This window comes from Psychrobacter sp. UBA3068 (genome assembly GCF_002366815.1).
GTDB lineage: Bacteria > Pseudomonadota > Gammaproteobacteria > Pseudomonadales > Moraxellaceae > Psychrobacter > Psychrobacter namhaensis.
In genome coordinates this window covers 20,330-44,342 of sequence record NZ_DFBY01000018.1, presented here as the reverse complement: position 1 = coordinate 44,342, position 24,013 = coordinate 20,330, and the positions used below count along the sequence as shown (strand labels likewise).

The following is a 24,013-nucleotide window of genomic DNA, read 5'->3' as shown; positions in this document are numbered from 1 at the left end:
CAAACTAGGCTGCATATCATCACCTTGAATAGACCCTTCACCCATACAAACGCGGCAGTCAACTTAATGTGCTGTTCATTGAACAGGCGATGCGCTACATTAAAGTATAATGAACGGAATCTGATGAATTTTGTGGTCAGGACAGGCTATTAAAGTAAGTGTTGGACTAAAAATTTAGCGTCTTTTATCCAGCGTCGCCTGTTCACACCAACGCATATAACAAGGAAGAAAAATGACAGATAATACCCAAGCCATCAATGAGCAAGCCTCAAGCGCTACTGATCTTGCGTCGCAACGTCTGCCTGACGCGCTTAGTACAGTAACAACAATCGATGAGATGAAAGCGCAGTTTTCCCGCCTACAAACATTGAGTCGTACGCAGCCAATAAATGACTGGGGCACTCGTGAGACCCAGCTGGACAACCTAGAGATCATGCTTAGCGATAACCAAGCCAGTTTTGCAAAAGCGATTAGCGAGGACTTCGGTTACCGTAGCGAATCAGAGACCCAATTTGCCGAGCTGTTTCCTAGCTTCACTGGAATCAGCCATGCCAAAAAACACGGCAAAAAGTGGATGAAAGCACAGCGTGTTTCTATTTCACCATTGTATATGCCAGCTCATAATGAAGTTCAGCCACAGCCGCTCGGTGTGGTCGGTATCATGGTGCCTTGGAACTACCCGCTGTTTTTGGCAATCGGACCGATGATTGATGCGCTTACGGCGGGTAATCGAATCATGATCAAAATGAGTGAGGCAGCACCGCAATTTGCCCAGACGTTTGCCGATACGATTGCTCGTTATTTCTCACCAGATATGATCTGTGTGGTGCTGGGCGAGGTTGAGATTGCTGCGGCCTTTAGCGAGCTACCCTTTGACCATCTGCTTTACACAGGCTCCACTGCCGTGGGCAAAAAAGTCATGGCTGCCGCTGCTCCTAACTTAACGCCTGTGACACTTGAGCTTGGTGGTAAATCACCAGTAATTGTACTAGATGATGCCAACTTAGAGTCTGTGGTCAATCGGGTGATGATGGGTAAAACATTAAACGCGGGTCAAACCTGTATCGCACCGGACTATGTATTGATTCAGCGGCACTATCATGAGCAATTTATCCAGCTGGCAAAAGAGTGGATGGCAAAGCACTATCCTAATATCGAAAATAACCCAGATTATTCACGCATTATCAACGCTGAGCAATTCAAGCGCGTCAAAGGCTATCTTGACGCGCTGTCAGCGGATCAAATACATGCATTGACCACTGCCGAGTCTCATATTGAAACGCGCCTGATGCCACCAGTCATAGTGAGTGAGCCTGCTCCTGATAGTGAGGTGATGCAAGAGGAGATTTTTGCCCCCATTTTACCACTCGTGCATTATGAGGTGCTTGATGACGCGATTCACTTCGTAAACTCACGTCCACGGCCGTTGGCGCTATACGTTTTTGGCGATAACCACAGTGGGTTAGAAAAAATACGTCACAATACGGTCTCTGGTGGTCTGTGTATTAATGAGGTGATTATGCATGTTGCGCAGCATGATTTGCCGTTTGGTGGCGTCGGAGATTCTGGTACAGGTGCTTACCATGGCAAAGCTGGATTTGAGCGTCTAAGCCACATGAAACCTGTCTTTGTACAAGCCAAGCTAAATGGCATGAATCTGTTGCTGCCGCCTTATGGCGGGCTGTTTAAAAAAGCCATGGCCCTGTTTTTGAAATAATTGTTTTAAAGTAAAACTTTTAAAATGCATGATTTAAAATAACCGTCTTAAAATGGTTGGCTCGAATTAGTGGTCTGATTAGTGATAGCACCTAGATAGCACCTACGCAAGTGGGTGCTATTTTTTTACTCAAGAAATCGATATTAACGGATGATAAGCGCTCACGGTGACTGTCTGTGCGTAGGGTAGTGTAAAAACCGTCCAGATAATTGATAAATAAGTGTTTGTGATCACCCTTATAAATCGCTACACTTTATAAAAAGGCTAAACAACCGTAGAATACTGTTTGAGTAATATACAAGGTTTACTCTGTAGGAATGTGAACTTACACAGAGTAGGAGGCGTATGACTAACAGTCTGTTTTTTGAACAACGTTTTTAATGTTGATAAAGATAATAAATAGGACAGAGCATGCGCCAATGGATTGCGTTAAGTTTACTGTGTATGAGTGCGTTTTTACTGCCCATATCGGCATCCGCCGCTTGCGCGTCACCCATCAAGTTTGGGGCGCTAACGTGGGAGAGCGGTCAATTCATCTCTGGTGTGCTCAAGCATATCGCAGAGGACGGTTATGGCTGTACGATAGAGGAGGTGCCAGGAGCAGGGCCCGCGCTTGAGACAGCCTTGTCACAAAATGACATTCAGGTTATTGGTGAGCAGTGGGTTGGGCGCTCGCCAATCATGGAGCAGGCCATTGAAGACGACAAAGTAGCAGTCATTGGGGATACGCTCAAGGGCGGAGCGACTCAAGGTTGGTATGTCCCTAAATACGTCCTAGAAGAGAACCCTGGGCTACGCAGTTATCAAGATCTACCTAAATACGCGGATCTTTTTAAAGATCCAGAAGACCCTAGCAAGTCACGCTTCATGAACTGTCCCTCTGGTTGGACGTGCGAGATTTTTAATACTCGGTTGTTAAAAAACACAGGTCTGGACAGAGTATTTAACAACGTTCATCCTGGGACTGGTGCTGCGCTTGATGCCGAGATTGCTTCCGCTTTTGAGCAACACAAACCCCTATTGTTTTATTATTGGCAACCCACAGGATTGATGGCAAAGTATGATTTTGCCCCACTCAAGTTTCCCGATCATGATGACGCCTGTTGGCAAGACTTGTTACGAGCCGATGGCACCGCCAGCTGTGTCTCTGGGTTTCCTGTATCGCCTTTAGGTATCGCGGTATCTACGCCATTTATCGATAACAACCCTGAGTTGGTAGAGGCCTTCAAAAAAGTACAATTTACCTCGGATGAGCTCAATGGTGCTATCTTAGAGATGAGTGAAAATAAACGCAGCGGGGAGGAGCAAGCCTTAGTATTTTTGCGTGAACATCCAAACGTTTGGCAAGCGTGGCTGACTGATGAAGCGGCGACCAACCTTGCTGATAAATTGGGTATTGGCTTAACTGGTGCCAACATCACTGCTGATACCGTAGCCTCTAGCGTTAATCAAACAGCGCTAACTTCTAAATTCCCGTCATGGTCACTTGAGACCCCGCTGAATAACACCCTAGCAAGCACCGTGCAAAATTATGGTGAGGTGTTTCGTACTATCAGTACGTTCGCACTCACGTACTTATTGCTACCGATTGAGCGCCTATTAACGGTCATTCCTCCCTGGTTGATTATTGCGCTGGTCACGGTATTGGCGTGGTTTGGCGTACGCAAGATTTGGTTTGCGCTGGCATGCGGCGCAGGGCTGTTTTTAATTGGTGCATTTGGGCTTTGGGGTGCATTGGTTGATACCTTAGCGCTGCTCATCGTCTCAGTATTGGTCACGGTGGTTATTGGTATACCGATTGGTATTGCTATGTCAGGTAGTAAGCTGCTTCGTCAGATTGTGACGCCTATATTGGATGTGATGCAGACCATGCCTAGCTTTGTGTATCTGATACCAGTGCTGATGCTATTTGGTATTGGTAAAGTGCCTGCGTTGTTTGCCACCATTATATATGCTTTGCCGCCCCTCATTCGTCTGACAACGTTAGGTATCACGCAAGTGAATCACGAAATGGTGGAGGCAGGACGCTCATTTGGCAGCACACATTTGCAGTTGCTCATTTGGATCAAATTGCCACAAGCGCTACCCAGTATCATGGCGGGTGTCAATCAAGCGGTGATGATGTCGCTCTCTATGGTGGTACTGGCCTCTATGATTGGCGCGCCCGGTCTGGGTGAAGATGTATTGCAGTCTATACAAACCCTCAATATTGGGCAGGGACTACAAGCAGGTACGGCTATTGTCATTGTAGCGATTATTATTGACCGTATTACTCAAGCGTTTGGGCAAGGCAAACGCGCACGGCAAAAAACCATCGATGCTGGTAGACATACGATTGGATAGCAATTTGTCTAATCATTTGCTTCATCATGAAAGTCTGAACGACAATCATGATAACGATGCCCATAACGTCAGGTAAATAGCGAGAACAACGATGAATCATATTCAGCTAGAGAATATCAGTAAAATCTATAATGCCAGTAGCTCGCAAGCACAGTCTGCGTTGACACTGTTGGCAGAAGGTATGGACAGCATCAAGGTCAAGGAACAAACGGGCTACTCAGTCGGTCTTTATGATATTAACCTCGCGGTTAAGGCAGGTGAGCTGCATTGTATTATGGGACTGTCAGGCTCTGGCAAATCGACATTGATACGTCACATTAATCGCTTGATTGATCCCACCAGTGGCAAGATATGGGTTGATACATCTATGAATGGGTCAAACTCTACCAATGACACACAGTCTATCATCAGTACGACCAGTGTGAACCAAGCGCCGATAGACACTACAAAGGTAGCAGATACTAAACTTCCATCTTCTGCTGTCAATGTATTAGAGTTTAACGACAAAGAGTTGCAACATTATCGCCAGCAGACGGTCAGTATGGTGTTTCAGCATTTTGGTCTCGTGCCACATATGACCGTCATACAAAACGTCGCTTACGGTTTGCGTGTGCGCAAAATGAGTGTAAAGGAGCGTCGTGAATTGGCCCGGCACTGGCTCAATGAGGTTGGTTTGTCAAACTTGGAGCGCAGCTATCCGGATGAGCTGTCAGGTGGGATGCAGCAGCGTGTCGGGTTGGCGCGTGCGCTGGCAACAGACAATCCAATTTTGCTGATGGATGAGGCGTTTTCTGCCCTTGATCCTCTCATTCGTGCTCAATTACAAGACCAACTGCTGGCACTGCAAGAGCGTCTGCAGAAAACCATTGTCTTTATTACCCACGACATTGACGAGGCAGTCAAAGTAGGCCAACGCATTAGTATCTTAAATGGGGGGCGTTTGGTGCAAACGGGCACGCCACAAGAATTACGTCACAATCCAGCTGATGATTATGTGGCACAATTTATGAGCGCTAAAAATTAATTCAGGCTATTTTGTGATGGGCGTACTGGCTCTAATATCTGAATAGGTTCATACTTACTGGTCATTGTTTGTGTCCAATATGGTGTCTTTTCTCCAATCTAGCTTCACATATGGGTGTGTCCCAGCATGAGCCAATGGCGTAGGGTTGCTCTATCTCGCTACTCTTACTGCGTTGTTAAAAAAGTGTAGCAACCCATTCATTACTATTAAAATAGACTCCATCTTAGATGTATACTGTTAAGGCAGCCTAATATAGACAAGGTGTTCTTTATAATAGCTTCAAGTTACAACAGCTTCAAAATATTGACAGACTTTTTAATGAACAAGCTAACTCATCATCAGGTTATAACCATTTATTTCCCCGCAGCTAAGATCTAGGTACTACCTCTGCTTTTCTTAACATATCCCTGTCTTTATTTTGTCTAACAGAGTAATAAGACCATAAGCGACTATGTCACCGCAGCTTATGATGATCGCGAGAATTCGTAAAAAGGACACACAATGCCACATAAAAAAATTCGTAAGAGTGATTACAAAAAAAGTGCCAGTGTACTCACAGCTAGCCCATCGCGTTGGTTCAAAAATGTCCGTGCCTTTGGTGTCACGACAGTACTGAGTGCGGGTATATTGGTTGCTTGTGGTCAAATGAGCAGCGCGGATAATGACGCGAGTAGTAGTACTAAAGTCGGTAAGCAAAACAGCGGGGTGACGAGCTCCCGTGACATGTTGCCGTCCGGTATGCTCCAGCAGATGCAAGCGTTGCCGCAATTGACGAAAGGCTTGGGTGACACAGGCGCAGCAGTGATAGACCCTAACAAGCCAACTTTGGTAAAGTTTTGGGCAAGCTGGTGTCCGCTGTGTTTGGGCACGCTGGAGGAAACAGAAGAATGGCGTACAGATCCTAAATTTGCTGATTTGAATGTTGTTACTGTGGTAAGCCCAGGTCATTTGAATGAAAAAGACGATAGCGAGTTTCGTCATTGGTACGCTGGCGTCCAAGCAGATTATCCACAGCTGCCTGTATTGTCGGATACATCAGGCGAATTGATTAACAAGCTTGGCGTGCAAGTTTATCCAAGCTGGGCAATACTTGATAAAAATGGCAATTTGGTACATTTAGTCAAAGGCAGTATATCGACAGAGCAAGCCTATGCACTCGCAGAGAATGCCGATAACGGTTTTGCTGAGCTTAAAGCCGGCAGCGCCAAACCTACAAACGTGCAAGCATTAGATAACAACAATAAGATTGAGTCCATTGAGCAAAAAAATGGCGTTTACTACAATGATAAAGGTCGTGCGATTAACACGCGCTCAATCTATCTGGCGGGCGGTTGTTTTTGGGGCGTAGAAGCTTATATGGAGCGGGTCGATGGTGTCGTGGATGCCGTATCGGGCTATGCCAATGGCGATACCACCAATCCAAGCTATGAGCAGGTCATTCGCGGTTCGGGACACGCTGAAACCGTCAAGGTTACTTACGATGCAGATAAAATCGATCTTGATACAGTCTTAAAGTATTACTTTCGCGTGATTGATCCAACCAGCCTAAATAAGCAAGGCAACGATCGCGGCGTGCAGTACCGCTCTGGCGTCTATTACACCGATAAAGAAGACAAAGCTGTGATAGAGGCGGCCTTAAAGCGTGTACAAAGTCAATATGAACAAAAAATCGTGGTGGAAAACGAGCCGCTAGACAATTTTTACTTGGCTGAGATGTATCATCAAGATTATTTGGCAAAAAATCCAAATGGTTATTGCCACATTGACTTAAGTCTTGCGGATGATAAACCTGAAGGTACTGCGCGCGCTAAGCTTGCTCCTGTCTCCACAATCGCTGAAACATTAGATCCTAAACGTTATGCGGGTTTTGATAAAGGGGCGCTGAAGAATACACTGACCAAAGCTCAGTATAATATTACCCAAGATGCAGGTACTGAGCGTGCATTCAGTCACGAATATGATGATTTGTTTGCGCCTGGGATTTATGTCGATGTGGTGAGCGGAGAGCCACTCTTTTTATCAACCGATAAATACCAATCTGGTTGCGGTTGGCCAAGCTTTACTAAGCCGATTGACATGCAGGTGATTACGCAGCATGAAGATAAGGCCTTTAATATGGTGCGTACGGAGGTTCGCTCACGTGTCGCAGATTCGCATCTCGGTCATGTATTCCCTGATGGTCCCAAAGATCGTGGTGGCCTGCGTTACTGCATCAATGGCGGGGCTTTGCAGTTTATTCCAGTCGATGTGATGCCGCAGTCAGGCTATGCGCCATTAGTTAAATTGGTGAAATCGTAAGGGTTCTAAAGTTTTTATGTGATTGATTAAAAAGACGTTAAGAGGGCTCTTAGCGTCTTTTTTTATCATCAGTTTTTGGCGGTAATTTTTTAGAAAAAGCCATCAATCGTAGTAATTTTGCGGCAAGCAGTAGCGAGCTGTGAAATAAACAACAAACTTCGTTATACTGAATGGTTATTGATGACTCATTATTCGTGAGTACTCTCATTTGCTTGTCCATATATGATGTCGCTTTGAGTATTGGGTGACGTTTATTTTTTATTTTTGCGTTTTTTTAAGGCCATAGTATGACCGTTACCCATGTTCCTATTATTACCTCCTTACTTGATAACGATTTGTACAAATTTACAATGTTACAAGCGATGCTGCATCAGTTTCCGCAGACGCATGGTGTTTATCGCTTCCGCTGCCGTAATAATAAAGAGGCGCTCTATCCGCTGGCTGATATCAAAGAGCCGCTTGAAAAACAACTAGACAGCTTATGCGAATTACGTTTTTTAGAAGATGAATTGGCGTATTTGCGTGGTTTGCGCTTTATGCGTTCAGACTTCGTTGACTACCTTGAGTTGTTTAAACTTAAGCGTCGTTTTATCACTGTCAGTACGGATAGTAAAGGTCGCTTATTTATCGATATTGAAGGCCCAATGATTCAAGCCATGTTCTTTGAGGTCTTTGTTTTGGCCATTGTCAATGAGCTCTACTTTAGTGCTCTATCAAATGAGAGTGTCATCGAAGAAGGACAGCGCAGACTGGATGAAAAAGTAGCTTTGTTGCATCACTATGCAGCCGAACAAGCAAAAGAAGGCCGGGATACGCCGCCGTTTATTGTTGCTGATTTTGGTACCCGTAGGCGCTTTAGTAAAGCGTGGCAAGCGCATGTGGTTGAGACCTTGCACAACGCTGAACCAAAAATAGTGGGCGGCACGTCTAACGTTTATTTGGCAAAACAGCTGGGGATGACGCCAATTGGCACCATGGCGCATGAGTTTATGCAAGCTTTCCAAGCATTGGATGTGCGTTTACGTGATTCACAAAAAGCGGCGCTTGAAGCGTGGGTGCACGAGTATCGCGGTGACTTAGGTATTGCGCTGACTGATGTCGTTGGGATGGATGCGTTCTTACGTGATTTTGATTTATATTTTGCCAAACTGTTTGATGGGCTGCGTCATGATAGCGGTGACCCCTATATTTGGGGCGATAAGGCGATTGCCCATTATGAAAAATTAAAGATAGATCCCAAAACAAAGGTGCTGACCTTTAGTGATGGCCTGAATCTTGAGAAAGCGTGGGAGTTGCATCAGTATTTCCGAGGCCGTATTAAAACCAGCTTTGGCATTGGTACCAATTTGACCAATGACATGGGTATCACGCCAATTAATATCGTACTAAAACTGGTTGAGTGTAATGGACAGCCTGTCGCTAAATTGTCTGACAGCCCAGGCAAGACCATGATCAATAATGACACGTATCTTGCCTATTTACGCCAAGTCTTTGAAGTGGATGAGCTGGAATAAAGTGCTTAGCTGTCGCTATTTTCTACTTTGTTTTCTTCAGCGAAAGCGGCGTCTAATGCCTGTTGTACCGCATTAATGCGCGTCTCGCAAACGCGATAAGCAGCAATAGATTCTTCAACCGTGGTCATGAGATTGTCAATATCCGGTTCGTCTTGCTGCTGTAGTTCAGCCGCGTTGGTTTTTAGAATATCATAAGCCGCCTTAAAGGTTTTTGGGGCGGCTTTTTTACGTTTGCGAGTAGGGGTGGTCATAGCGTGTCCTAATGTTCAAAATTATGGTTGAGTAAAAAATGAAGTAAATAAACAGACGTGAAATATTTTGAGCTCACAATCTTAATGGGGTCTATAGTCAACCACTTATGTGGCTTTGATATAGTCAATCCTAAATAAAAATAGCACACACTATGCCTCATGCTACGGGTATTGATTTCGCGCAGCCTCTGTCGGCGTAGGCACAGCATGCAAGGGAAATTAATACCCGTAGCACTGTACCTATTTTAAAGTGTGTTAACTATATCTATGATCTGCGCCTTGGCCTTACCGTCTTTTAAGACAATATGTACCGTTTGCTGAGGATGGAGCTGGGCGCTACTGGTAAGTATTTGTTTGTCTTTTTCATCCATAAGTATGGCATAGCCTTGCTTCAGCACACGAGAGGGTCGATGTAGCAGCACAATGTCACGCAGATGTACGCTGTCTCGCTGGGCTTGAATCAGCTGTTGCTGACTACTTTGCATAATTGTCTTTTTATAATTTTGGCTATCATTAGAAGCCATAGATAACTGTTGATAAGCCGAGGCCTGCATCTGTGTGCCCAGCTCATGGGTTAGTCTGGCAGCTTGCTTTACTTGACGTTGAGCACTTTGCTGAATACTGCGCCACGCATAGTCACTGTCTTTTTGTAGTGCGGTTAATCGGCCAGTTGTTTGCGACTGTACGCGGCTTAGTTGGCGCGCTGTTTGTTGCTCTGCCGTATTGAGTTGGCGCTGGGCGGCTTGCTTGATTTGTGCTTGATACTGTAGTGTCTGAGCGATCAATTGTGCTAAATGGCTACTAATGGCGGCGATGACTTTTGACGGTGTATCAAAGCTGGTATGGGCAACTTCATCTAGGACAACTTTGTCACGTTCATGTCCAATCCCGACCCAGACAGGGATGGGCTGTTCGGCCACCAAAGCGGCAAGCTCATAGTCGTTTAGATAAGCCAAATCACCGACAGCACCGCCACCGCGAATAATGACTAATAAATCTGGCAAACGCTGGTAGGTGTCTTGAAATTGCTGCTGAGCGCTGATGATGGCGTGTCGTATCTCAGCGGGTGCATGATTGCCTTGAAAAGTGGCGTGATGGTAATGAAAATGACAAGCACCTGTGCGCGCTAAGCGATTCGCATCGGCTTGAAAGTCTCCCAGTCCAGCGGCTTTTTCGGGTGCAATGACCAGCACATGCTCGATGTCAAAGGGAGCAGGTAGTTGCTGATTGAGGTTTAGTAGTCCTTCACCTGTCAAGCGGTCGACCATTTGCGCATATTGTTTTGCCAAATCCCCTAACGTGTAGCTGGGGTCAATATCTTCAATGGTCAGCGAAAAGCCATACTGAGCATGAAAACCTGCCGACACTTTTAGTAGTACCGTTAAATCGCGGTCAAGTGGCATACCGGTTGCGCGCTCAAACTTCGCTAAAACGCGTGTGGCTTTAAAGCGCCAAAGGTTACCACGGCAGCTGGCAACGACTTTCCCGTCGTCATCTTTTTCCGCTAACTCAAAGTAATAGTGGCCGCCTTTGCTAGACAGGTTGCGAATCTCTGCCTTTACCCAGACACGGTGGTCAAAGGTTTGTTTGATGACCATCTCAACCGCTGACAAGTAATCACTAAGACGCAAGACAGTGTCTTCCAAATGGTCTTCTTGTTCCGCCAATTCAGCCTCCAAGGTGGCCAAGTCTTTGGCAGGCGCCAATACTTTAGCTTGGGTTGCGTTTGAGAGATTGGGTTTGCGCATAGTAGTAGACCATGTGAGTAAAGCTGGGAGGTTGGTTGGGACATAAGCAGCCCTAGATGGGGTAGTTTACCTTAAAAGCACATGCACAAAAAGCGAAGCCAACAAGTTGCATGAGAATCCTTCCCACCGTCTGGTTGGCGACATATAGTCAGTTAAAAATAAAATCGACTACTTGAAGCGTGCTGGTTTTCTAGTTTTTATACCATTCATTCATGTGACTGACAACGAATTACTGACAGCGAAAACTAATGGTGTATTCGTAATCATCGCTACGTGATAAGTCTGGTGAGCCAGTACCGAAAATTGAACCAACCACCGCACCAACTTGACCAACCATACGGCCCGTGCGCTCATCTAAAATACCGTTGTATTTGACCGTGTCCTCGACGATAATCACTTGTTTACGGCCGCAGGTTTTTTGCGCGCTGTCTATGGCATTTTGTTGTGCTTTAACTTTGGTGTCTGCGATGCCAGTCGTTTCATACACAGAGTTAGCACGTTGGATGACTGGTGATGAAGGCGTACTTTGGCAAGCACTCAAGGCAAGTGCCGCCGCTAAAGTGGCTGTGAATGTGACAGTTTTATTCATAGTATTCATAAGTGATTCCTAATTTTTGTCTATTGAACATAAAAATTGAATATCAAAGCTAAGTCGTTACTATATGCTACAAGTGCATCATGCTACAGGTGTATCGCATCAGTGAATATGTTGCTCAACCCCTTTATAAACCTAACCCATTCCTCTCTTCGGTGTCTAGGCGGTTATTGTGTTCTATCTTATCGCAACCTTACCCGTTCATCTGTCACATTGACACAGCAAATCACTTGAAATATAAACCATATCTAGGATAATTGACCTATTCATTCTTAATTAGTAAGTAACTTTATGCAATTGATTCCTGCTCCTGCTGGCGTGCTCGAAGTCGACGCGTTATGGCAACAAGACAACCCTAACGATCCGCAGACCGATACAGTGGCGTTGCTTTGTCACCCGAACCCGTTGTTTGACGGTACGATGAATAATAAAGTGGTCACGACTATGTACCGTTTTGCCCGTGATCACGGTATGCATGTGGTGCGTTTTAACTTTCGCGGAGTGGGTCAGTCAACTGGCGAGCACGATTATGCTGAAGGTGAAGTCGTGGACGCAATGACCGTGTTACAATGGATTGCTGAACAAACCAATGCGCGTAAGCTATGGCTGGGTGGTTTCTCTTTTGGTGGTTATGTGACGGCACGCGTGGCTGAACAGGTGCTTGAGGCCTCTCATGTATGGGGATTGAGCGATTTTGAGATCTCTAAAATTGCGCTTATCGCTCCCTCAGTCGAAAAAAACGACAGTCGTGATTTAAGCTTGCCCGCTGATAAAACCTTTGAGATTTATGGTAATGCGGATGAGGTCATTGATCCTGATAACATGCAGGAATTTGCTGAACGATTGGGAATTGCGGTCAGCGTCGTGGATGGTGCAGGGCATTTTTTTCACGGTCGATTGTCAGAGCTGAAGGGTTTATTAGAAAAACACAGTTTTGATAGGCAGAGCTGAGGTTACTGATAAGATTTTGTCCTGATAATATAAGTCAATATCAGTCCCTTATTTACCATTTATTTATCTAACGATGAGTCGTATTATGAGTTTATCTCCATTGCAACGTTACGAGCAAGCCGTCAGTACGGACGACTTTACTCGAGATGAGCAGCAGTTCAAGGCCATGAGCTATCTTGATGAGATTTATCATCAGCTCGTCAACCGTGTGGAACAAAAAAAGGGTTTTTTTAGCTTTTTAAAGTCTAAGCCTACCGCTCCAAAAGGTTTATACATGTGGGGAGGAGTGGGCCGCGGTAAAACATGGATGATGGATATGTTTTACGATTCTCTCACTACCCCGCGCAAGATGCGTCTGCATTTTCATCATTTTATGCAGCGGGTACATCAAGAACTAAACAAGCTGCAAGGTGAGAGTGACCCATTAGAGAAAGTCGCTGACATTATCTATGAAGAAGCGGTCATCATTTGTTTTGATGAGTTCTTTGTCTCTAATGTCTCTGATGCCATGATCTTAGGTGATCTGTTTACCATGCTGTTCAATCGCGGTATCACTTTGGTTGCCACCTCAAACATTGAACCGTCCGGACTTTATAAAGACGGGTTGCATCGTGACCGTTTTTTGCCTGCTATTGCTGAAGTTGAGCGCCATACCACGGTGATGAATATCGATTCAGGTATTGACTATCGTTTGCGTGTCTTGCAGCAAGCGGAGTTATATGAATCGCCCTTGACAAAGGCAAATCATCACTGGCTCGCCAACCGATTTGCTAGCTTATCTACCAATCAAAAAATCAGTAATGAGCCTATTACGGTTAACGGCCGTGAAATTCGGATCAACGCTCGCACTGAAGACATTCTATTTTGTGATTTCCGCCATCTATGTATGGAGCCGCGCTCAGCCGCTGACTTTATTGAAATCGCTAAGCGGTTTAACACAGTGCTGGTCAATGCCGTACCAGCGCTAGACGATGACTTGCGTGATCCGACGCGCCGTTTTATTTACCTTGTTGATGAGTTCTATGATCGCCGCGTAAAGCTTCTGGTACGAGCAGAGCAGTCGATTTTAAATCTGTATCAAGGAGAGAAGCTGGCGTTTGAGATTGAGCGTACACGCTCACGCCTGCTTGAGATGCAGTCAGAAGATTATTTGCGCATGGACCATCGGGTAGAAGATGCGGCGTAAAAGTTCGTGTTAACCACCTCTCAAAAACCTTTACTTCTCAGGTAGCGGGTGATTCATGGTGAATTAACTATATGACATAAAAAATTTGGTTTTTTGCATGAAAAAAAAGTAAGAGACAATAATAAATAAGGATAGACGATGACGGTATTTGATGAAAATGACAAAGTAAAAAATGGGAACAAGTTGCCCCTAAAACATAGGATAACAGAGTATCCGCCATTGTCTGCTGAAGCGTTGATCGGTTGGATTAATTCAAGACGCAGTATGGGCAATTTGGACACCCCCGCACCGACGCGCGCCCAGATCGAAACGGCGATTGAGTGCGCAGCAACGGCACCTGACCACAAAAAGTTGTCTCCGTGGCGCTTCATCGTGACACAGGGTGATGCTCGTCATGATTTGGGTCGTGCTTTGGTCGACGCTGCTCAAGCAAAAGCGGTGCGAGAAGGAGAAGACTTGTCTGAAAAAGACCTCAAAAAGGCCCAGACCATGCCGTTACGGGCGCCCCTTATCATCACGGTGGTCACTAAAATACAAGCACACAAAAAAGTCCCTCCTTTTGAACAACTGCTCAGTACTGGTGCTGCTGTACAAAATCTTATTTTGGCACTAAAGGCTCAAGGTTTTAGTACGGTATGGCGTACGGGTCTATTGTGTAATGAGCCCGCTGTCAAAGCGTATTTTGACGTCGGTCCAGATGATTATGTGACGGCTTTTGTTTATACTGGTACCAGTCCAAAAGATGAACCCGCACGTAAACCGATTGATATCGAGCCATTAGTCAGATTTGAGTCATAATATGGCTGAACGCTGCCCGTTCAATAAAATGATCGTTAAAAAGCCAGAAAATCTCAAAATTTAACCATGATAAATTCTACTAATAATAAGTCAGTCAACACGGATAAAAGAACATGACCAGCTCTAATGATAGCAATACAGACATCGGCAATGATGACAGTGAGATGAGTAAGAGTGCTCCTGAAAAGCAAAACAGCCTGCTGGCAGGTATCATCGAACGTGCTAGCAAATCAGGTATCGGCCGTAAGAAATTGAATCCTAGTGCGGTAGAATCATCGGTGGCAAAAAACATGGCAGAGATACACAGTAGGCCCACCAAGCTGCGTTTGGCATTTTTAGGTGGTGGTAGTTTTGGTACGGCCATGGCAAACTTAGCCGCTCGTAATGGCTGTGATACCACGCTGTGGGTACGGAATAAACGTACGGTAAAAGCCATGATAAAGACCCAAACCAATAAAAAATATCTGCCAAGTTATAAGCTTGATGATCGTTTAAAGTACAGCCATGACTTAGCAGCCACGGTTAAAGACAAGGACATTGTGTTTATCGCTGTACCTGGTTTGGCTTTTCGTGAGACTTTAAAAAATATCGCTCCTTTTATCAGCGGTCAGTCTATCGTGTCATTGACCAAAGGGATGGAAAAAGATACTTTTGCTTTGATGAGTGACATTATTAAAGACGAGCTGCCAGAAGTAAATTTTGGCGTGATGTCAGGTCCAAATCTGGCTATCGAAATTATGAAAAACATGCCGTCTGCGACAGTGATTGCTAGTGAGTCTGAGCCACTGCGTCATGCAGTTCAAGCGGCACTACACAGTGCCTTCTTTAGAGTTTTTGCCAGCGATGATGTGAAAGGCGTAGAGCTCGGTGGTGCCCTCAAAAACATTTACGCGATAGCCATGGGGATGGCGTCAGCCTATGATGTCGGTGAAAATACCAAAGCAATGATATTAACGCGTGCGTTAGCAGAGATGAGTCGTTTTGGCGTGGAAGCAGGCGCGAATCCGCTCACATTTTTAGGACTGTCTGGTGTTGGAGATTTATACGCCACCTGTAGCTCAGAGTTGAGTCGCAACTACCGTATCGGTACGATGCTTGGTCGTGGTATGAGTATCGATGCAGCAGTGAAAAAGCTGGGTCAGACCGCTGAAGGGGTAAACACCATTCAGCAGGTGCACGAAAAAGCCACCAAAGAAGGCATATATATGCCAATTACCCACGCCCTTTACGCGGTTATTTATGAAGATAAAGCTGCCCTAGGAGTCGCGCTACACTTAATGGAAGCAGGTTTCCGCAGTGATGTTGAGTTTGTCATGGCTCATGATCATAGTAATGCGGCGCTTACTGCCCACATGAAAACGTCAAATAACAGCCCTGACGATAAAAAAGACGATGGTGACCATAAATAAAGCACCTCAGACAATACTATGCTGTTATTAGCCTACAGGGCAGTAATGATGTCGATAGGGCAGTAATGATACAAAGTCACAATAAAAAAACATACCAAAAAATGTACCAAAAAAGATAGGACAAGGACGGTTATGAAAATTATATTAGTACGTCATGGTCAAGCAGAAGATGAGACGCGTCCAGATAGTGCGCGTCAGTTGACGAAATTTGGGCAACAGCAAGCGGCACAAACCGCAGAATATGTGACGACTCACTATCATCCAGATCGTTTTATCGTGAGTCCTTATGAACGGGCGCAGCAAACCCTAGCAGAGTTTCAATCGCGAGCGTCTGAAGTGCCAGTAACTATACAGGACAATATTACACCCTCTGATGAAGCTCGTAAGGCGTTAGTAGACCTTGCTAATGTAGAAGCAGAGTGCCTTGTGGTGGTTTGCCATATGTCTATTATTGCCCACCTTGCTGGACTGCTAACAGGGGAGTATCCTGAGTCGTTTTCTTTAGCAGAAGCAAGGGTGCTTGAGATGGACTTTGTGATGAGCGGGATGGCCAGTGAAATTGATCGTTTCGTTCCTGATCAGCCGTATTGAGGGTAGTCGCTCTTTTATCACCGCTTTTATTTAATTAAGGACACGCTTAGTGTTACACGTTTGGTTACGAGCGCAGCATAGCCCGCTAGCTGTCTGGCATGAAGATGTACAAAGATGGCAGTCAGTCGATGGTTGGCAACAGCTGCAAGCTATCTATGGTAGTTATAAATCCAATACGCGAAAGACGGTGTGTCTATACTTTCCTTCCAGTCATGTACTACAGGTAGATACTGAGCTGAGTGCCGCTCAGCTTAAGCAGCTGGGCCACAGTGGCAAGCAGTATCTGTTTGAAGAGACTTCCTTAACCCCTGTGGAGCAGTTGGCCATTCGTCAAATCAGTCATGCTGACAGTCACCAACTGTATGCACTGGCGCAGAGTGATATTGAGTCATGGCAGCAAGGTGCTAAGCTGGCTGGTATGAGCATAGTGGCACTACTTCCTGACTTTTTATTACTGCCAACGCCAAACGATCCCGCCGGTCAGCAAGTAACACTTTATCAAGATACGTACACAACGCTACTGCGCCAGTCGTTGCATCAGGGCATGGCTGTCAGCTATTTGCCATTAATTTTTGAGCGCTTCTCGCGTTTGAATGAAGTTAGCGTCTTGTCGCCTATTGACGCCTCTGGTTTCTCGCTCACCCAGTCTATCAGTGACAGCTTTACTGACAGGATGGAAACTGATGATGGTAACGATTTACAGAAATTATCAACGAGCGCTGACTTTATGGCGCAAACAGAAAGGCTTATTACTGAGCACCAGTTGTTGTTAACCAAATCTCCTACGTCGACGCCAACGCCTCTTGAAAACCCTGACCGTCATGCGCTTAATTTCTTTGTTAAATCTACGGATTCACAGCTATCACCATATTTGCGTGTGGCGATCATGGTAGCACTGTCAGCGTTGGTACTACAGATGGCGACCGATGGTGTGCAATGGTATCAGTATAATCAAGCGACAGCGGCGACCAAGAACGAGATTGCTAGGCAATATCAATCTTGGTTTGCGGATGAGCCACTGAGCAGCCGTACAAAATTGCAGGTACAGTTGCAGCCTAAGCTGCGTAGCGATAGCCAAGCCACGGCCTCTCATATGGCAGCCTTGGCTCGAGTGTCGCCTTTAATCAAACAATCCTCACTGCGCGCGCAAGCATTAGTCATGCAGCCATCGACCCTTAGTTTTACGTTGATTGCGCCTGACCGCGGTAGTCTTGATAAATTTGCAAGTACACTGACTGCAGAGGGTTTACATGCCAAACTGGAGCAAGTGAATGGTAATGAGCAAGGACAATTTAGTGGTCAAGTTACTGTGAATGTCGTAGATAGTAGCGATAAGCAAGCAAATATGGCGGCATCATAATCTATTAGCCATTTATTTAGTAGCAGTAAGTTTAGAGAAGGTCAGAAGATGAAACCATTACAGCGCCGCGCAAAACGTAATACCGTCACCTCTGATAATACGACCAGCAATGGCTCCATTGTCTTATCAGGACACATGAACCGTTTTCAAAGTGTGTTATCAGCGCGCTGGCGAGCATTGTCTTCACGCGATCAATTGGCGTTGACCATATTGTCCATATTTTTATTGTTATTTATTGGGGGCTACGGTGGCTATAGTCTCCATCAAGCGGCAAATCATAGTAAGAGTAACTATCAAGAGCAAGTCGCTGATTATTTTTGGTTGCGTGCTCAAGCGGATAATATTGATCGCAGTGAGCTGAACGCGGCCAACGGTGATGACACGGTAATGCCACCTGCTACTACTGTCAGTGCGTTGTTAAACGATGCAGGTATCGCAAATGCTCAAGTAGTCGCGGTTGGTGATGCTGTGCAATTGAGCTTTAGTCATGCCAGTCAAGCAGTGGTTAGTGGAGCGCTTGGCAAACTTGAACAGCAGGGCTGGCAGTTTACTCAGCTGTCTATGCAGCAAGATCTGACCAACAAATCTATTCAAGTACAAGCGACGGTTACGTCATAGCCGACACCTTATACCGAGTTATTAAAATAATGATTTGGCATGAGCCTCATTGAAAAACGGCTTGTCTGGCACAATCAAACAGTTATTAGTCATTATCAGACCGAGATACTTATGATGGATCACTCTACTGATCAAAATCCTGATGAGCGTGTACAGCATCACACCAAAACTGCTGACCGCCGTGATCGTGATTCTATTGATACAATGGCTGACTATGAAGTTGAGGTTGCCCAACGAGGACAGAATAGTATGATGAGCGACAATAAGCGCCGTTCTTTAATCACTTATAATCACATTACGTACTTCTTGTACGTGATCAGTTATTTTACCGCTGGTTTGCTGTGGATTGTGCCGATTGTGATGAACTATGCGAAACGACATGACGCTGATGGCTCATGGTTGGCCACACATTTTGACTGGCAGATTAAGACCTTTTGGTACAGTATCGTCTGGTTTTTCTTAGGTTTTCTCATTATTACCTTTGCGTTGGGCGGTTTTGGCGTCAGTATGCTAGCTGATAGCGGAAATGTCGCCATCGGCTCAGTGCTACTGGCTGGGTTTGGCTTGCTGGTTATGATCTTCACTTTTGTCTGGCACCTTTATCGTATCATTCGCGGCTGGATAGCCTTGACTGATGGTCGTCCTGTGCCGTAATTACTGCTTATAAATCGCGGCATTTAGCTAAGTGGGAGTGCGATTTATATCAGCAGTTCAGGGTTCGTTTATACAGGCTGGCTGCTGTTTTGATGTGAAAATTTACCGCATGAAACTTTGCTCTTATTTCAGTTAAGCTGATATAATCGCAGCGCCTGATTTTATTCACATTCTCCATTCACTATTTCTTTCGAGCAGGGTCTGCCATTACTATGTCTTATGCCTTACTTCGCCCTTTTTTGTTTAAAATGGATCCTGAACACGCTCACGAGATGACCTTATCCTTATTGGATAAAGCTCATAAAGCGCGTGCTTTGGGTTTGGTATACGGTCAGTCGATGCAGCCAACAGACTGTATGGGGTTGCAGTTTTCTAATCCAGTTGGTCTAGCAGCAGGTTTGGATAAAAACGGTGACTATATTGATGCACTCGCTGAGCTGGGCTTTGGTTTTATAGAAGTGGGTACGGTCACCCCAAGGCCACAAGTCGGTAATGACAAGCCAAGATTGTTTAGAATCAAACAAGCAGATGCCATCATTAATCGTATGGGTTTTAATAATCAGGGTATTGATTATCTGATTGAAAACGTCAAACGCTGTAAATATAAGGGCAATATTGGCATTAATATCGGTAAAAATGCCGATACGCCAGTGGAACAAGCCGCGGATGATTATGTCTACTGTTTAGAGCGTGCCTATCCGCACGCCTCATATATCACTGTCAATATCTCCTCTCCAAACACCAAAAATTTACGTGATTTGCAGAGTGGGGACGCATTAACACAACTCTTGGATACGATTAAAAACCGCCATAGTCAATTGGCAACTGAATATGGTTTTTATGTGCCATTGGTACTTAAAGTTGCCCCTGATTTAGAACCGCTACAAGTAGACTATATCTCGCAGCAGTTATTGGATTTTGAGATTGATGGTTTGATTGCCACCAATACGACATTGAGCCGCGTGGGTGTCGAAGACTTGCCCGATGGTGATCAGATGGGCGGTCTATCCGGTCGACCAGTGAGCCACATTAGTACTCAGATTTTACAACAGTTCTCTGATCAGCTAGATGATAAAGTAACATTGATAGGAGTAGGCGGCATTGATAGTGGCGCTAAGGCGGTTAAAAAAATTGAAGCGGGTGCCGACATGGTGCAGCTCTATACTGGGCTTATCTACCGTGGGCCTGGACTGGTACAGTCTTGTATTCAGGCAATCGGTGGCTACTATGATGCGATGGAAAGCTAACCCGTCCGTCAAACCATTGCCATTAATTGTCACAAAATGAGTAAAAGGGCGTGGTGATAAGTTGAATAATCAATGATTAACTTTAGTATAAAACCCGAAGTAAACACTCGCTAAGAATGAATTGAGTATGAGGCGTAAACATGAGTGGTCTGGATATCGTGATTGCTGTTGTTGTCTTAATTGGCTTATGGCGCGGCTTTCAAGTAGGACTGATTAAGACAGCAGTTGGCTTGGTGGGTTGGTTTATTGCGCTGATTGCCGCTACGCGTTTGGCAGGCTCAGTCTCGCCTCAGTTATCCGGCATTGTGCAAAACCCTGTGTTGCAAATGGCCATGGCTTTTTTATTGGTGGTGATTGCCATATTGGCTGTCATGCACTTAGTGGCTTTTGTTTTCTCAGGCGTGCTTAAAACCCTTCGTTTGGGTCTCGTGGACAAGATGGCAGGTGGTGTGCTGGGTGCGGCCAAAAATGTGTTGATGGTGTTGGTTATTCTGAGTGTCAGTGCCCCGTTATTGGTGCAGCTACCACAGTGGCAAACGTCAGTACTTGCCCCTGAACTACTGCCTTATGCACCGATGGGTAAAGAGTTGGTTTCAGATGTGTTAGGGGTAGCATGGAATCAAGTCAACCAGTCATAAATATTCATACCTCTAAACTTAATATGGCACTTCTTGTCACTTTTATTTTTTGAGTCTGACTTTTATAGCATCTTCTTTGTAATTCATCCTTGATATTATTTTATTGAGCAGCAGTATGGGGTGATAAAGGACAAACACTGAATTATTAACAGATTAGTTTGCCCATCATCAAAAAAACAATATCAAAAAGACAATCATTCGTTAAATCTCTAACAAACGTCATCAGGTAGGCGGTGAGTGGTAGCTAGTGTTTTTAATAGTACTGCCAGAAATTTTACCGTCATTGTAGTACTAATGTGTAGGTCAAAATAGGATATAACTATGTGTGGAGTCATTGGGGTTGCCGCTCATGAGCCAGTCAATCAGATTCTTTATGATGGCTTGACGATGCTACAGCATCGCGGGCAAGATGCAGCTGGTATTGTCACTTTACAGGATGGACGACTCTATCTGCGTAAAGAAAACGGTATGGTACGTGACGTTTTCATGAATCGCCATATGATGAAGCTGGTCGGCAAGTTTGGTATTGGTCATGTTCGTTATCCAACGGCTGGTACCTCTAGCAGCGCCGAGGCTCAGCCTTTTTATGTCAACTCGCCTTACGGCATCACGCTTGCGCACAATGGTAACTTGACCAACGCTGAGAGCTTGGCTAAGTCATTGTACATCGAAGATCGCCGCCATCTTAATACCGACTCAGATTCTGAAGTACTATTAAACGTACTGGCTCATGAAATGCAGAATCTAGACAAAACCCATCCAACAGCTGATGATATCTTTAAAGCCGTCACGGCTGTCTATAGTCGCTGTGAAGGTGCGTATGGTGTGGTTGCCTTGATTACTGGCCATGGTTTGCTTGCATTTCGTGACCCAAATGGTATTCGTCCGCTTATTTTTGGCAAACGCATGGCAGAAAACGGCGGCACCGAATATATGGTCGCGTCAGAGTCGGTGGCATTGACAGGGTCAGGGTTTAGTATCGTTCGTGATGTCAAACCAGGCGAAGCTATTTTTATTGATTTGGATCATAATCTACACACTCACCAGTGCGTAGAACAGCAAGAGTACACGCCTTGTATCTTTGAATACGTCTATTTTGCCCGTCCAGATTCAATCATGGATAACATCTCAGTGTACAAATCCCGCTTACGGATGGGTGAAAAACTGGCAGATAAAATCCTTGCAGACTGGGGCGAAGATCATGATATCGATGTGGTCATTCCTATTCCTGATACCTCGCGGACGTCAGCGATGGAGTTAGCCCTTAAGATGAATGTTAAATACCGTGAAGGTTTTATGAAAAACCGCTATATCGGTCGTACCTTCATCATGCCAGGTCAGCAACAACGTAAAAAATCGGTGCGCCAAAAGCTCAGCGCTGTACCATTAGAGTTTAAAGGCAAAAACGTGTTGTTGGTTGATGATTCTATCGTTCGTGGTACGACGTGTCATGAAATCATCCAAATGGCACGCGATGCAGGGGCTAATAAAGTCTTCTTTGCGAGTGCGGCGCCACCAGTAAAATATCCAAACGTCTATGGTATTGATATGCCAGTGCGTAGTGAGCTTATTGCCTCTGGTCATACGGTGGAAGAAGTGCGTGACATTATCGGCGCTGATCGGTTGATTTTCCAAGACTTGGACGATTTGATTGATGCCGTAAAAGATACCAAACATAGCAAAGTTGAAGGCTTTGACTGTGCAGTATTTAATGGCTGCTACATTACTGGTCAGATTAATGAAGCCTATCTTGATCATCTACAAGAACAGCGTAATGACACCGCTAAGACAGGCAAAAAAGGCGTACAAATCGTTGCGGATACCCCAGTCGATATGATGGGTGTCGAAGAGATGTAACCAATTAAACCTTCTTACGTTTTCAGAAAAAGGCTGTATTCTTATTAGAATGCAGCCTTTTTTAGATAGGACGATTGATTATGATGGTGAATTGGCACTATCGATTGGTCTTAATGATTGGTACTGCTGTTAGCTTAGAAAATTGGTGAATATCCACAGCAAGCCGTTAATCGCAGCGATACCGACGACCATACTTACCAGTAGCTGACGGCTGATATGATAAATTAATAACACCAAAAGTAGCGCGCCAACTTGTGCCATTAGCAAATGTAAATCTGCGCTATTTAGATCAGTAGACGCAGACAAGTCCTGATAAGAGAGGCTGGTTAACATAAGCAAGACCATGACTGATAGCGGTAAGCTCTCATTCAGTCGATGGAGCCAAGGCGTGTCCAAAAGCTGCTTAGGGATCAAAGCGGGAAGGGCGCGAATCATAAAGGTAACAGCGGCCATCGCAAAAGTGGCAAAAATAAGATAGCTACTACTCATCGGTTTCTCCTAGCAAGCTGTGCTGTGTCCAAAAACCACGGGCTAAAATTAATAGCATACAAATGGTAATCGCTACCAACAACAGCCAGTTGCTAGTGAAAATAGAAGCTACGGCTAAAGAGATTACAGCAATGCCAATGGGAAAATAACGTTTGATACTTTGAAACTGCTCATAAGCCAAAATGACAAACAGACAAACCAAGGCAAAATCCAAGTGTGGGACCAAATCGCTGAGTGTACTGCCGATCATTACGCCAATCACACTTGCTAGCACCCACCAGCTTTGGTTAAAAAGACTGATCGGCAGTATCAAAGCTGACCGTACCTCATTCGGCAAACTGGTCATGACCGAAAAGGTCTCGTCCGTCAGTGCAAACAAGCAATAGGTTCGGGCAAGTTTGCGTGTTGGTAGATACTGCAGTAATGGCATACCATAAAACACATGGCGCAAATTAATAGCGGCAATGTTGGTTGCGATATTGCCAATCGGTAAACCAGCGCTTAGCATCGGCAAACAAGCGTATTGAGCAGCGCCTGCATATAGAATGACACTAAGCATAATGACTGCCCATATAGGGAGTCCAGCAACTTGTGCCAGCACCCCAAAGGCAATGCCTGCCGGTAAATAGCCCATGGCTACTGGCAAGCTTTTTTTGAAGCCTTCAGCCCAGTCATATCGGGCTTCAAACTGCTGATTTAATTCATTTGAATGCGTCGTCACGTAA

The 24,013-nt window shown here is 45.1% G+C and carries 21 protein-coding genes; 16 read left to right on the top strand and 5 right to left on the bottom strand.

Annotation, left to right across the window (positions count from 1 at the left end; genetic code table 11):
- Positions 1-337: 337 nt before the first annotated feature.
- The 5 genes from B2P60_RS04150 to pncB all read left to right on the top strand — a co-directional run bounded on the left by B2P60_RS04150 (position 338) and on the right by pncB (position 8,896).
- Complete coding sequence (locus B2P60_RS04150) at positions 338-1,717, top strand: coniferyl aldehyde dehydrogenase (RefSeq protein ID WP_226949480.1); 1,380 nt, start codon at positions 338-340, stop codon at positions 1,715-1,717.
- Positions 1,718-2,128: 411 nt separating this feature from the next.
- Entirely contained in the window at positions 2,129-4,060 is a 1,932-nt protein-coding gene (locus tag B2P60_RS04145) for a glycine betaine ABC transporter substrate-binding protein (RefSeq protein WP_286739597.1), read from the top strand.
- A 91-nt stretch (positions 4,061-4,151) separates the two neighbouring features.
- On the top strand, positions 4,152-5,084 hold the full coding sequence (locus B2P60_RS04140; RefSeq protein ID WP_193004850.1) for an ATP-binding cassette domain-containing protein: 933 nt from the start codon (positions 4,152-4,154) through the stop codon (positions 5,082-5,084).
- A 501-nt stretch (positions 5,085-5,585) separates the two neighbouring features.
- Positions 5,586-7,382: a bifunctional peptide-methionine (S)-S-oxide reductase MsrA/peptide-methionine (R)-S-oxide reductase MsrB gene (msrAB, locus tag B2P60_RS04135; protein ID WP_286739594.1), complete on the top strand. Its 1,797-nt coding sequence runs from the start codon at positions 5,586-5,588 to the stop codon at positions 7,380-7,382.
- A gap of 287 nt (positions 7,383-7,669) precedes the next feature.
- Positions 7,670-8,896: a nicotinate phosphoribosyltransferase gene (pncB, locus tag B2P60_RS04130; RefSeq protein ID WP_193004848.1), complete on the top strand. Its 1,227-nt coding sequence runs from the start codon at positions 7,670-7,672 to the stop codon at positions 8,894-8,896.
- A gap of 5 nt (positions 8,897-8,901) precedes the next feature.
- Here the strand turns inward: pncB and xseB are convergent, their stop codons facing one another.
- From xseB to B2P60_RS04115, 3 genes are all read right to left on the bottom strand, one after another.
- The gene (gene xseB, locus B2P60_RS04125; RefSeq protein ID WP_193004847.1) at positions 8,902-9,147 is read right to left on the bottom strand and encodes an exodeoxyribonuclease VII small subunit; all 246 of its coding nucleotides are present in this window, start codon (positions 9,145-9,147) and stop codon (positions 8,902-8,904) included.
- 245 nt (positions 9,148-9,392) lie between these two features.
- A complete protein-coding gene (gene xseA / locus B2P60_RS04120) occupies positions 9,393-10,895 on the bottom strand; it encodes an exodeoxyribonuclease VII large subunit (protein WP_286739591.1) in 1,503 nt (500 codons plus the stop codon).
- Positions 10,896-11,124: 229 nt separating this feature from the next.
- Complete coding sequence (locus tag B2P60_RS04115) at positions 11,125-11,493, bottom strand: hypothetical protein (RefSeq protein ID WP_286739589.1); 369 nt, start codon at positions 11,491-11,493, stop codon at positions 11,125-11,127.
- A 288-nt stretch (positions 11,494-11,781) separates the two neighbouring features.
- On the opposite strand from B2P60_RS04115, the gene B2P60_RS04110 reads away from it, so the two are divergent.
- From B2P60_RS04110 to purF, 11 genes are all read left to right on the top strand, one after another.
- Complete coding sequence (locus B2P60_RS04110; RefSeq protein ID WP_286739587.1) at positions 11,782-12,441, top strand: alpha/beta hydrolase; 660 nt, start codon at positions 11,782-11,784, stop codon at positions 12,439-12,441.
- A gap of 85 nt (positions 12,442-12,526) precedes the next feature.
- Positions 12,527-13,627, top strand: a complete 1,101-nt coding sequence (gene zapE / locus B2P60_RS04105) for a cell division protein ZapE (RefSeq protein WP_286739585.1) — start codon at positions 12,527-12,529, stop codon at positions 13,625-13,627.
- 138 nt (positions 13,628-13,765) lie between these two features.
- Positions 13,766-14,425 (top strand): nitroreductase family protein, encoded by a 660-nt coding sequence (locus B2P60_RS04100; protein WP_286739583.1) that lies wholly within the window; start codon positions 13,766-13,768, stop codon positions 14,423-14,425.
- 113 nt (positions 14,426-14,538) lie between these two features.
- Positions 14,539-15,834, top strand: a complete 1,296-nt coding sequence (locus B2P60_RS04095; RefSeq protein ID WP_286739582.1) for an NAD(P)H-dependent glycerol-3-phosphate dehydrogenase — start codon at positions 14,539-14,541, stop codon at positions 15,832-15,834.
- A 132-nt stretch (positions 15,835-15,966) separates the two neighbouring features.
- Positions 15,967-16,425, top strand: a complete 459-nt coding sequence (sixA, locus tag B2P60_RS04090; protein ID WP_286739580.1) for a phosphohistidine phosphatase SixA — start codon at positions 15,967-15,969, stop codon at positions 16,423-16,425.
- A gap of 49 nt (positions 16,426-16,474) precedes the next feature.
- Complete coding sequence (gene gspL / locus B2P60_RS04085; protein WP_193004839.1) at positions 16,475-17,785, top strand: type II secretion system protein GspL; 1,311 nt, start codon at positions 16,475-16,477, stop codon at positions 17,783-17,785.
- Between the two features lie 48 nt (positions 17,786-17,833).
- Complete coding sequence (gene gspM, locus B2P60_RS04080) at positions 17,834-18,403, top strand: type II secretion system protein GspM (protein ID WP_230709709.1); 570 nt, start codon at positions 17,834-17,836, stop codon at positions 18,401-18,403.
- 39 nt (positions 18,404-18,442) lie between these two features.
- Positions 18,443-19,057, top strand: coding sequence for a DUF4870 family protein (locus B2P60_RS04075; protein ID WP_226949364.1), 615 nt, complete (start codon positions 18,443-18,445; stop codon positions 19,055-19,057).
- A 212-nt stretch (positions 19,058-19,269) separates the two neighbouring features.
- Positions 19,270-20,304: a quinone-dependent dihydroorotate dehydrogenase gene (locus B2P60_RS04070; protein WP_193004837.1), complete on the top strand. Its 1,035-nt coding sequence runs from the start codon at positions 19,270-19,272 to the stop codon at positions 20,302-20,304.
- A gap of 140 nt (positions 20,305-20,444) precedes the next feature.
- On the top strand, positions 20,445-20,942 hold the full coding sequence (locus B2P60_RS04065; protein ID WP_193004836.1) for a CvpA family protein: 498 nt from the start codon (positions 20,445-20,447) through the stop codon (positions 20,940-20,942).
- 321 nt (positions 20,943-21,263) lie between these two features.
- Entirely contained in the window at positions 21,264-22,799 is a 1,536-nt protein-coding gene (purF, locus tag B2P60_RS04060; RefSeq protein WP_193004835.1) for an amidophosphoribosyltransferase, read from the top strand.
- A 129-nt stretch (positions 22,800-22,928) separates the two neighbouring features.
- Here the strand turns inward: purF and B2P60_RS04055 are convergent, their stop codons facing one another.
- Positions 22,929-23,288, bottom strand: a complete 360-nt coding sequence (locus B2P60_RS04055; protein WP_193004834.1) for an AzlD domain-containing protein — start codon at positions 23,286-23,288, stop codon at positions 22,929-22,931.
- Positions 23,281-24,009, bottom strand: a complete 729-nt coding sequence (locus B2P60_RS04050) for an AzlC family ABC transporter permease (protein ID WP_227670173.1) — start codon at positions 24,007-24,009, stop codon at positions 23,281-23,283. The genes B2P60_RS04055 and B2P60_RS04050 overlap by 8 nt, the downstream gene beginning before the upstream one ends.
- Positions 24,010-24,013: the final 4 nt, after the last annotated feature.